Source organism: Yersinia massiliensis CCUG 53443 (genome assembly GCF_000312485.1).
Taxonomy (GTDB): domain Bacteria; phylum Pseudomonadota; class Gammaproteobacteria; order Enterobacterales; family Enterobacteriaceae; genus Yersinia; species Yersinia massiliensis.
Genome location: NZ_HE997645.1, coordinates 223,459 through 235,262 on the forward strand (window position 1 = coordinate 223,459; position 11,804 = coordinate 235,262).

Genomic DNA, 11,804 nt, shown 5'->3' on the forward strand with positions numbered 1-11,804 from the left:
CATGCATGCGCCATACTGATTAAATCATTTTTCCTACATAATAACTTCAATTGGACTACATTATTTATTTTCCTAGGATGATAAAGTTGTAGTCAATAATAGTAAAAAATATGAAACATTAATATTGACGTTTATACACAACATATTTAATTAAGTTAAATTCATGGCTTATTTTTAGTAAAACCCGTAGCTAGCTTAAATAAAAACACTTAATTATTTTTGTATATTACATTTTTCCATTTCAACGAAACACCAGCCTTCATTTACTCTTAATGGGGGTGCTGATTTACATTCCCCTTTGCTGTTTGAGTTGTTAATTAAAAGTGAGTGAGTTCTTAATTTAAGGCGATATATGATTTTATTTTTAAATGAAATTACAGAAGATTTACATCCTCACATTGGCAAAAAAGCTAGAGGATTAGCTATTTTATATCAACAGTATCGCTATTATATACCCTCAAGTTTTGTTATTACTAATGGCATTGACCTAACCTCTGAAAGGGCAAAGAAAAGTATCCTGGCAGCATTTGACTTATTTCAAGTTGATTCAGTTGCTGTTCGTTCGAGTCCAGTAGTGGAAGATGAAAAGATACATTCATTGCCAGGAAAATTTATAACAGTCTTAGATACGCCAAGAGATAAGTTATTATCAACAATCCAATCAGTGCTAACTAGCAGTCCTGTAGGCTACCCTGTAAATATGATAGTTCAACCCATGGTGTATGGGATTTTTTCTGGTGTTTGCTATAGCTGGGATCCACTTAAGAATAATGGGCAGTTACTTGTAGAAATGGTTGCTGGAATGGGGCATGAAAAACTTGAAAATCAGTTGTCACCTATTTCTATTAATCTCAATAGATCTGATGAGGATTTTAAAGATCAAATACATAAAATAGATAATAAATTAAGTTTTAGCAAAATAAAAAATAAAGAATTGATTACAACTTTATTGAAAGAATTACATAGAAACTCACTTGAATTGGAAGTCATTTTCGGCTCTCCAGTTAATATCGAATGGGCATGGAGTCAAGATAAGTTATTTATTTTAAAATGCCAATCAATGAGCTCCGTAAAAGAAGAAATATCAAACGGTATTAGTACTGAAAAAAAAGAAAGTAAATTAAAACGGGTTGTTAATAGTAAGTTAGATAAGAACACCAAAGGGAATTTCAATTACAACTGGTCAGCCAAGGACCCTTTATGGATGATGGAATATGATTTCAATGTAAAATCGTCCGCGAAAAATGTAGCAGACTACCCTTATTTTTTAAATAATACAGACAAGTTTCTCAAAAGGAATAATAACACCTATAAATTTTTTACACGGCGTAATAACTTGAATGGTATGTCCATCCGTAAAATTGAAAAAATGATGGACTATGCAGAACATTGTTATAGTCAGCAGCGCGATTACTTTGACTATTTAGCGGGTTGTGATTTTGATAATATGAAGCCTAAAGTATTACTTAATCATTTTGAACAAGCTTTGAATTTTTATGCCAATCATATCGCACTCTACTCTGCTACAGAATCGGAAGTTTTAGACTTCGTTTGCCATCCATTATTAGAGAAGATATCTCATGATGAGTTGTTACTATTGTTTAAACCAAATGAACAAGATCTTCTCGTTCAGGAACAAAATGATTGGCAACAATTAATAACAGAACCCTTATCAACAGAGAAAATTTTAACACACATCAGAATGTACCCATTTTTGACTTTCAGATATCATTCTATTGAACAACTAATTATCAGCTTTAGTGAGTTATATAAGCAACACCAAGGCATGAATAATGTATCTCCTCTGGTTGCTAACATTAATGAAAAAGAGTGTTATAAAACAAAACTTTTATCGCAATATCCAGAATTTAAAAATAGAATCTCATTGATAAATAGAATGTCAACAAATAGAATTAAAATGAGAAATGGTTGGGTAGGCATTAACTATTTCCTAAATCCTTTTTTTTACAGTCTCGCTAAAAAGCATAATGAACATATTGAAGATATCATTAAATCCTATAGAATCAATGATATTAAGAATTTGATTATGCATGGCGACAAATTAAATCCATATATCAAAATGCAACGTTGCGATGCAATGGTTTGGCTGAGTATTAATGGGTTAGTTAGCATATCTCAAGGTATTGCGGCCAAGAAGATAATCTATCGTCTTGAAAGAATGACACAAATTTCGACTGAACTTTCTGGCGTTGTGGCGAGCAAAGGGAACGCGAGAGGGAAGGCAGTTATTATTCATTGTAATGATGTTAAAAACTATCAGCTAATAAATGAAAGATTCCAGTCGGGAGATATTTTAGTCTCTGATATGATTCAACCAGAGATGTATGACCTTATTAAACGTAGTGCTGCAGTGATTACCAATGAAGGAGGGCTACTCTCCCATGCAGCAATCATTTGCCGTGAGAGTAATATTCCTTGCATGGTGCAAGTATCAGAAGCAACAAGATTAATAAACGACGGGCAGATAGTAGAACTGACTGATGGTGAACTAAAGATAGTCTCCGGTTGGTAATAGCGGTATTGAATATCACTTATGCCAGCCTGGCGAAAGAGATCTACATAAACAAACCAAAGACACGGGCTTTTTCAAAACTCGTGTCGAATTTAATCTAAACTACGTTGATTATTATTCAATATAAATAAGACCTGCCATATAGAACTTTACTCTCCCCCCTTGAATATCAATAATTAAGCATTACTCTCTTCTATTTTTTATAATAACTTCGGGTGCGGTTGGCGTAGTTCATCCAGCTCATCCAGAGATAACGTCGGCCAGAGAAACCCCTGCAAACCTAATACTGGCCAGTGTTGAACTTGCCGTTGCACTTCTGTAGTTGCAACACCTTCAATGATTAAGCCAAAACAGTGTTCCTGTATTAAGTTGAGTAGCGCTGGCATAAATATACGGCCACTCTCTCCAGCCATAAACACATCGAAAATATCATGATCCAGTTTGACAACCTCAAACAAACCAGAAAACAGCATAGAAAAATTAGCCCCACCACTACCAAAATCATCCAACCATAAAGGTGAACACTGCGACAATGCCATTAGCAAGGGATCATCACTCACTTTCCCTCCCAGCAGAAGGAAACATTCATTTATTTCTAACCGAACCCAAGGTGCCAAGATTTTTAGCAACCGATACGCAGGTGGGTTGGACAGAATATCTTGGGCCTGCATCCGATCGATATTGATACTGGCAACAATATGGTGCTCAGCCAACCAAGGCAGACAACCATGCAATATCGCCAATTGGTGTGCTGTCACCCGACGTTTAGTTGCGGTGTGAGCGTGGCGGAAGAAATGTGCCGGCTGTAGTATCTGCTGAATATTATTTTGCTGATAAAAACGAGATAACAGTTCAACAGCCAATAATCGACCTTCTAAATCGTATATTGGCTGAAACACACTGTGAACGATGTAAGTAACCTGATTAAATTTTACAACTAGCGGAGGGGGGTTAACAAGCTGTAGTGTCATTGTTCCAATACCTTATTCCATAGAAGGAGTTATGGGGGCTATAACTCATATTTACTGCCACTTCTGGCGAATATTTTCTATGTCAAAAAAATAGCGCTCAGCTTACCGACTATTGCAATATCCACCCAGATTTATCAAAGCAGTTAAAGTTTTGCCACTGTTATAACAACGATACAAGCTAGCAGGGCATCGTCATAATTGTCTGTAGGTAAAGGTTAATTTTGGGGTAGGGAGTTTCTCGTTATAGTTATTGCACCCAATATCGGTAACGCAGAGGATTCAACCAGCGAAAAATCAGGAACCGCAAGCTCTAGCTCCCTCCTCACAAACCACGCGCAGAGAGATAAAGTCACATGTATCATTATTTTCGCGTGAAAAAATGGAAATTTCCTACATAAAAGGGTAACTATCCCGACATAGATACCTAACTATTCTTGCTATTATATTCCCATAACATCAATGCTACGTAATTATTCCTAAACGCCGTACATTGATAGTGTGTTGCAATATACTCACTAGTAAAAAATAATGGTTAACAAAAACAAGCCAGCACATTGAATAAGCAATGTCGCTGTTAATGTAGAGTACAAACCATGCTCATCAATGTCGAATAAGGTTTAGATAATGAATAATAAGCTATTAAGTTTAATATTACTCAGTAGTATTACATCCACATTTGTACAGGCAACAGAATCTCAAGTATTCACAGTTAAAGGTAAGATTAAGCCTGTTGCCTGTAAAATAGCAGTTAATAATAATAACATAGAGTTACCTGCAATTACTGCGAATGCATTCAAAGCGCAGGAGAGTAAAATAGCCAGCGATATTGAATATAACTTCTCAGTTGACTGTGAAGCAGACAATGCTATCAGCATTACATTTTCTGATGGCAAAGCAGGAACTGCTTTTGGTAACGATAATTATCGTTTTGGCTTAGGTCATGTGACTGGGAAAGATAACAAAGAGACACCCGTTGGCAATTGGCGGATAAAGTTAGCTGAATTAATTGCAGAGACATCGAGTGGCACTGTTGGTAATGAAAAGCTCTCACGTATTCATCGTAATGCAAGCATCAAAGGCAATTGGGTAGGTCTGGGTAAAGATGACTACATTCTCGTGAATCACGAAGTCTCTATGAATCAAGGCACCGTGTTGAATGTTAATCAGCACATACAAACAATTAAAAAACTCAATGGAAAGTTAATTGGTGAAATTTATGGCGCTCCCCGTGTTAATTTGCCCTTATCAGAACAAATGCCAATTACAGGGAATATAGTATTAAGCATCAACTATTTATAGTTTATTGGTTGCTATCACTATTTCATTACTTTTAGAGTATTATTTTATGAAACTTAATTTATTGGTTATTGCATTACTCCCCGCACTGGTTACTTCGCAAGTATTTGCCGGCCCTGAAAGTTTTGGCCCACAACAGGCAAACATCAATGTTACAGGTACAGTCATGCCAGCGACCTGTCAGGTTATGATGGAAACTAAAGATCATGCTATTGATGATGTCGCACATGGTGCGTTAACCAACACAGAAATAAATCTAACCTCTGGCAAAACTCTGGATTACCCATTTTCTATTGTATGTGAAGATACCGCGCTGGTCGGTTTTACCTTAAAAGATAACCAAGAGGGAACAGCTTATAACGCGTCAAATAGACATGCTGGTCGCTTCGGTTTAGGAAAAATTGACAAAAAAACCTCCACGGGTACGGATTATAAAATTGGCGCCTGGGAAATGAAAATATCGGCATTGACGTTGGACGGCAAGTCTGAAGAGAATAGTTTACTTCAGTGGCGTCCTACTAACGTACCGGAGAGCCAAGCCTTTGAGTCTATGCATACAATATCTTTTAACCCCGACCATGATTACGCATTTATCCGCGCAGGCTCTGGCCAGCAACATCATATATTAGCATTTAAAAAAATGACAGGCACAATTAAAACCCAGATATTCCTTGCACCTAAATCACTAGAGCATGTTGCTGATGAAATTGATATTTCTGGAAGTGCCACTATCACGATTAAATATTATTAACTTAATGCACGACTACTAATTAAATTTTAATGCCATTTACTAAAAATGGCACTAATACTCTGTTAATTTATAATAAAGTTGAATTTTTATGCCTATTTATACTAAAACTACTGCTGCTATCTTCTTTTCATTAAATTCATTTCTGATCAGTAACTCAGTGCTAGCCACCGGTGTAATACCTGAAACCACGGTATTACTCGTAAAAGAATCCGAAGGTTCCGCAACGATGAATGTCACTAATTCAGATGCTGTGCCAACTATTCTTACCACCAGCATTGAAAGTATTCCCGAAGATAAAGAGCCATTACTTGTCACGACTAACCCGTTATCATTTGTTGATGCCGGCGGTAAACAGATGGTACGTTTTGTATTAACAAATAAGAAACCACTAACAGTACAACGCTTAGTTCGCGTTAATTTTGTTGGTGTGCCAGGCCGCAATAAAGGCGAAGCCAAGAAAAACAGCATTGGTATGAATGTGGGCCAAAATATCCCAGCAATCATCCACCCCGCTGGTTTGAAAGAAGAAAAAGCTCCATGGGAAAAACTTAGTTGGTCGATAAAAGGTGACCAACTGACGGTTTCCAACGACTCGCCCTATATTGTGCGCATGTCGCAAAAAATTGATTTACTACCTCAAGGTGGCCTGGCGTCATTACCAAAAACGTATATTTTGCCAGGAGAGAAATTCACACTGAATATAACGAGTAAAGAAAAATCACAAAGCTTAACCTATCAGAACCTACGGATTTATCCTGCGACCGTATATGGTTTCATGGTTAATCACTATGATGTGAAACTGTAAATATCAGGATTTTATTTACTAGACAATACCATGGAGGTTAATTGACATTATTAATAATTTATCATTTATTTGAAAATATAAAATAGGCCATTATTGAATAGTATGTCACTCCGCCACTTTGCAATAAATACCTTGCCGCTAGCTATAATGCTTTTTAGTGGAGCGTCGCAATCAAATAGCGATGGTTGGGAATTTGATACTAATGCACTCAAACAGATGGGGTATAACCCAACAGTGGCTGAATTCTATCAACATGGCTCACGTTTTCAGCCCGGTACTCACGAGGTATTGGTAAGTGTAAATGGCAGCAAGGCAATTAACGTTGAAATATTGTTTGGATCTGAAGGTGAAAGCTGTTTTACCACAGCAATATTAGAAAAACTGGCGATAAAAAACAGTAAGGATGGCGTGGTTGGTCAGTGCCCTAATTTAAAGAGCATCTATCCATCAGCCATTGTAAATGTTGATCCAGCAACCTATAAAATAGAAATTATCATACCACCAGAAGCCATGATTCATCAGGCAGACCAGAGTAAAGCCAACGCGCCAATGGGTGGCTGGGCCGGTGTCGTTAATTATTCAATAAATAGTATGCGCAGCACCAGCGGTTCCAATAATAGTAGTAACCAAAATACATCGGCTAATACAGAAGTGGGTTTTAATCTGGCGAACTGGATTGTCCGCAGTAACCAGAGTTATTCCCATAATAAAGGTCAGCAGCAATTTTCGATGTTATCAGCCTACGCACAACGCAGTTTCGCTTCGCAAGCAGCAGTGGTGCAGTTTGGGGATATTAGTCTGCGGGATTCAGTTTTTTCCGGGCCAGGGTTTATTGGCGCGCAGTGGTTCCCTGAAGCAGCATTATATCAATCAACCGGTGCCACGGTTTCAGGTATTGCGCAAACTCAGGCGAAGGTCGAAGTGCGTCAATCTGGGGTATTGATTTATTCAATGTTGGTGCCACCCGGCCCTTTTACGCTGGACAATATCCCGGTAGTGGATACTCGCAATGACTTGCAGGTGACGATAGATGAAACACATAGTCAACAGCAATACGTGGTACCGATTAATGCCAGTATTGCCAACATTGCTCCACCGATCGGTAAAGGATTTGCCTACGCAGCGGGCCAAACCAAAGGCAATAATACTAAAACACTGGTGAGTGCTACTGGCAACTGGGTTCCATTCAATCAAATAGGGGTCAGCGCCGGTATATTAGCCGCTTCAGATTATTATGCTGTCGGTTGGGCAGCGAATACTTCGCTGATCCCAGGCGGCTCACTGAGTTTCAATCAAAACTTGGCGCAAACATCAGGTAACGCGCAGTCACTGCAAGGCATCGAAAATCGGATTTCTGTGGGATTACCGATCACGAGTAACCTAAACAGCAACTTTTCAGTTACGCAGCGCAACGCCGGTTATCGTAACTTTGGCGATGATGATGGCAACACCATGAACACCCCTCAAGGTGCCAGGCTGCAATATACTGCGGGTTTGGGCTGGACAGCACCACTAATCGGTGGAGGCGTGTTTTCATATTCACGAGCAGAGAACTTTAGTGGTGCGGCCAGTCATGGTGTTTCTGCCAGTTGGGGACGTAGCTTCGACTTTGCGACTATCAACCTTAATGTGCAAAAAAACTTACAAAATATACAGCGCAGTGAGAAGGGAATATCCGTTACTAACAAAGCTCAAGTCTATGCTTCGATAAGCATTCCATTGGGTAAAAATGCCAATTTACGCAGCTATAATAATCGCCGACAAGACGGTGGAATACAGCAAGGTGCCAGCTACAACCAACAGGTTAGCGAACAACTGAGTTACGGATTGTCTTGGGCCAGAGAAGGCAACAGCGGTACTAACAGTTATTCAGCCAGCATAAATGCCGTGCCTTATTACACTCGCACCAGTGCAAATTATTCGCAAAGTTCAGGCAGTAACAGTATGTCAGGTTCGCTAAATGGCGGCATTGTGATTCACAATAAAGGCGTAACCTTCTCGCCTTATCCGGTACAAAACACCATCGGCATCGTCTCTGTCGGTGACTTGTCTGGCATTCCCATTAGTACCCCGAGTGGCACAGTATGGACCGATGCCTGGGGCCAAGCTGTCGTCCCACAATTGGCGCCCTACGGCAGTAGCAATATTCAGATTAACGCACAAGCCTTACCAAAAAATATTGATGTCAAAAATGGGGTTGAGGTGAAATCTGCCGCCGGCACCGTGCAGCGGATTTCATTAGAAGCCTCACTCGTGCAGCGTTTCCTGCTGGATACCGTAGACAGTAACGGTTTACCACTAAACGCAGGTGGGGAAGTGACCAATAACGACGGGGATTTACTGGCTTTTGTGACCGCCGGTGGCCAGATATTTATTTCCGGCAGCGAGATAAAATTGCCACTCATCGTCAGTGATGCTGATGAAAACCGCTGTCAGCTTGACTTCACCCCACCGAAAACAGTGGACACAGACAGTTATTTCACCACCGTCGCGGCACAGTGCCACCCGGTAAGCGCTTAAAACGAGATGATCATGCTTAGAAAATCGATAACACCTCGACAGTATCGAATGTTAATACTGCTACTCACCATTTGGAGTGGTTATTCGCTGGGGGGCTGCGACATTAACATTTCGCAATCAGAACTGAATTTTGCCACCTTCACGCCACAAAAGACGGACCAAATACAAAATGGCTATCGCAAAATTAATGAGCCACAACAACTGACACTTACCGTTAATTGCGATCCCTCGGAGCCAGCACAAGCGATAGCGCTCAGCTTTAGCGGTATGCCTGCAGATAACCAATTGTATAGTCTTACCAGCTCAGAAGGCTCGATCGGGGTATATCAACTGACACTGCATAATGTCACTCTGGATGGTAAAAGCGTCATGTTACAGGCGACTGATGAAACCAACAGCAACAGTGCTGCGGTATTTTCGAACCATCGGAAATTACAACCCGTCATCAACGGCATTGTCACTAAAGGCCACCAATTGACTGGGCAAGTCACTGCACAGATCTGGGCTGACGATAAGCGAGCACTCCCACACAGCGGTGAGACATGGTCAGGCAATGGTCGCTTTAGCTGGTATTAATTCGATAAGGCGAATAATTTTCGCCCTAAAGATATAAGAGTATTTCATGTTAAAAATCAATATGGTCAGAGCGATGATACTGGTCGCTACATTTTCCGTTCTTCAATCTGCTATGGCGGCCGACAGTGCGCCTTTGACCCTAAAAGTCAATTATCAGCCGGCAGCCTGTAGCGTTAATTTATCAAACCAACAAGCAGATTTTGGCGACATTTCCCCCCAAAGCCTAAGTAACAATGCGGCTGGAACGCCACTGCCCCCCCCCAACCCGGTGGATATTAGTGTCATTTGTAGTGGTGAGGTCGCCGCAGCTATCATGTTTGTTGACCACCGTAAAAATAGTATCGCCGAGGGATTGAATTATATCGGGCCACAAGGAAAACTGGGCAATCTGGGCAAACAGCAGGTGTTTGGTTTAGGAACGGATAGTCAGGGAACAGCCATTGGTGGATGGGTTCCCTATCTAAGTCAGATTATTGCAAATGGTGCGCCCACTAATTTTGGTTTGATTAATCATGACGGTCAACTTGATGCAACTGTCAGCCAACCTAGTGGAAAAATAATGCCCAGCCACGGCTTTACTCCGGTCAATCATCTGGCACAGGTCCAAAAATTTACTCAACTTAATGCCAGTATGTATGCTGTCAGCAGCATAAATCCAGTATCTAAACTCTCTTTGCGAGATGAGGTTAGAATTGATGGCAATATAACGGTACAAATAATTTATTTATAAAATTGGGTTGCCCTATGACCAAAGCGCCGTAATAACGCCTGATTAAAAAGGCAACACTGGGGGCTATTGACTCACCGCTGGCTATTCTGTCTCCGACGGTGGAGTGAATTCGAATTTTCGCCAAGCATAGTAACCACTAGGATGTACTTTAAGTGCCTCGCACAAACGACGTACTGGATAACGATCTAACATCCGATAGATAAACTCATACCTTACCCGGATGTTTGGGCAAAGTATGCCGCGGCCTTTTTTAGAATATCTCGCTCGTCAGTTATGCGCTTAAGCTCTTGGCGCAGCCATTTAATTTCGGATTCTAAAGCATCATCAAGGTTACGTTGATAAGGAGATTTTTGATGGCGTTTCAACCAAACATAGAGACTATTTGCAGATACTCCTAACTGTGCAGCTACACCCGATACAGGATGCCCCTGCTCGGTAATACGTTTAACAGCTTCATACTTAAATTCGTCAGTAAATTCTTTAACGGGCATATATCCTCCTTATTTAATACTAATTATAGGAAGCTACACCCTGTATTTATCTGCTATGGATCAATATTTCACAAAAATATAACACTAGAAAAAAATTGAATTATGTCTCTGCCACAAACCATCTTGATGATTATAGAAGCTTATTTTATAAAGATAATATTAGTGACAATTGAATTTTCCTACACAAGTCACACCAAATGAGTACGGAAAACAAGGATTTTAGCTACATAAAAAGTACAGTGTCTGATGTAAGATTCGCTGCGCTGTGTTATTAAACACCGGATACGTAGCAGCATCTTCTAAAGAGGCTTGATTAACAATTTACCTGATAATCTACGACCAACTAGAGGTTAATGTATTAAATTACATACTATAATTATAAAAAATTTATCGGCACTTACTCTCAGATTTACACTGGCTGTGCGGTCAGAAAAATATAGATCTGTGTAAGACCTACTTCGTATCTTTTTTTACGTCTTATCCTGAGGTTTAAATGTATAAAGTACTCGTCGTAGACGATCATCCCTTCATTCGCGAAACCGTTAAAATGGTGCTGGAGCAGGATAATTTTCGAGTTATCGCGGAAGCAGACTGTGGCTTAACTGCGATGAAACTCGCACGACTACACCATCCTGATCTTATCGTGTTAGATATATCGATTCCAAAAATGGACGGTTTGGAAGTAATTAGTCGCCTACATGACATCGGGCTATCACAGCGTATTCTGGTACTGACCTCTCAACTATCTGATTATTATGCCGTGCGTTGCATGCGTTTAGGTGCAACTGGCTTTGTTTCCAAGACCGAAGGGCTGAACGAATTAAGTAAAGCAGCCAATGCCATTATGTCCGGTTATACCTACTTCCCTAATTTAAGTATCAATGCCATTACCCGAAGTGATGTTGGCATGCAGGAAAGTGATGCTATCAAGCTGCTATCAAACCGTGAAATCTCTATTTTGCAATATCTCGCGATGGGGATGACCAATAAAGAAATCAGTGATCTGATGCTATTAAGCAATAAAACCATCAGCACATTTAAAACCCGGTTAATCGAAAAGCTTAACGTAAAATCCGTGGTACATCTGGCTGAATTAGCAAAACGTAACAACTTGATTTAACAGGGATCGCA

At 40.0% G+C, this 11,804-nt stretch carries 9 protein-coding genes and 1 pseudogene; 8 read left to right on the forward strand and 2 right to left on the reverse strand.

Features of this window, described 5'->3' with window-relative positions; genetic code table 11:
• Positions 1–352 precede the first annotated feature (352 nt).
• Positions 353–2,533, forward strand: coding sequence for a PEP-utilizing enzyme (locus BN68_RS13595; protein ID WP_019211704.1), 2,181 nt, complete (start codon positions 353–355; stop codon positions 2,531–2,533).
• Between the two features lie 200 nt (positions 2,534–2,733).
• Here BN68_RS13595 and BN68_RS13600 read toward each other — a convergent pair whose 3' ends face one another.
• A complete protein-coding gene (locus BN68_RS13600) occupies positions 2,734–3,504 on the reverse strand; it encodes an EAL domain-containing protein (RefSeq protein ID WP_019211705.1) in 771 nt (256 codons plus the stop codon).
• A 624-nt stretch (positions 3,505–4,128) separates the two neighbouring features.
• Here BN68_RS13600 and BN68_RS13605 point away from each other — a divergent pair.
• The 6 genes from BN68_RS13605 (at position 4,129) to BN68_RS13630 (ending at position 10,182) form a co-directional block, all read left to right on the forward strand.
• Entirely contained in the window at positions 4,129–4,803 is a 675-nt protein-coding gene (locus BN68_RS13605; RefSeq protein ID WP_019211706.1) for a hypothetical protein, read from the forward strand.
• Positions 4,804–4,849: 46 nt separating this feature from the next.
• The gene (locus tag BN68_RS13610) at positions 4,850–5,551 is read left to right on the forward strand and encodes a DUF1120 domain-containing protein (RefSeq protein WP_019211707.1); all 702 of its coding nucleotides are present in this window, start codon (positions 4,850–4,852) and stop codon (positions 5,549–5,551) included.
• A gap of 88 nt (positions 5,552–5,639) precedes the next feature.
• Positions 5,640–6,356, forward strand: coding sequence for a fimbria/pilus chaperone family protein (locus BN68_RS13615; protein WP_019211708.1), 717 nt, complete (start codon positions 5,640–5,642; stop codon positions 6,354–6,356).
• 147 nt (positions 6,357–6,503) lie between these two features.
• The gene (locus BN68_RS13620) at positions 6,504–8,876 is read left to right on the forward strand and encodes a fimbria/pilus outer membrane usher protein (protein WP_186375648.1); all 2,373 of its coding nucleotides are present in this window, start codon (positions 6,504–6,506) and stop codon (positions 8,874–8,876) included.
• Between the two features lie 48 nt (positions 8,877–8,924).
• Positions 8,925–9,452, forward strand: a complete 528-nt coding sequence (locus tag BN68_RS13625) for a fimbrial protein (protein WP_019211710.1) — start codon at positions 8,925–8,927, stop codon at positions 9,450–9,452.
• Between the two features lie 46 nt (positions 9,453–9,498).
• Positions 9,499–10,182 carry a fimbrial protein gene (locus tag BN68_RS13630; RefSeq protein ID WP_019211711.1) on the forward strand — a complete coding sequence of 228 codons (684 nt, stop codon included), beginning with the start codon at positions 9,499–9,501 and terminating at the stop codon, positions 10,180–10,182.
• 114 nt (positions 10,183–10,296) lie between these two features.
• On the opposite strand, the pseudogene BN68_RS13635 reads toward BN68_RS13630, so the two are convergent.
• Positions 10,297–10,673: pseudogene (locus tag BN68_RS13635) on the reverse strand (transposase); the annotation flags it as partial.
• Positions 10,674–11,166: 493 nt separating this feature from the next.
• On the opposite strand from BN68_RS13635, the gene BN68_RS13640 reads away from it, so the two are divergent.
• Entirely contained in the window at positions 11,167–11,793 is a 627-nt protein-coding gene (locus BN68_RS13640; protein ID WP_019211713.1) for a response regulator transcription factor, read from the forward strand.
• The last annotated feature ends 11 nt before the right edge of the window (positions 11,794–11,804 follow it).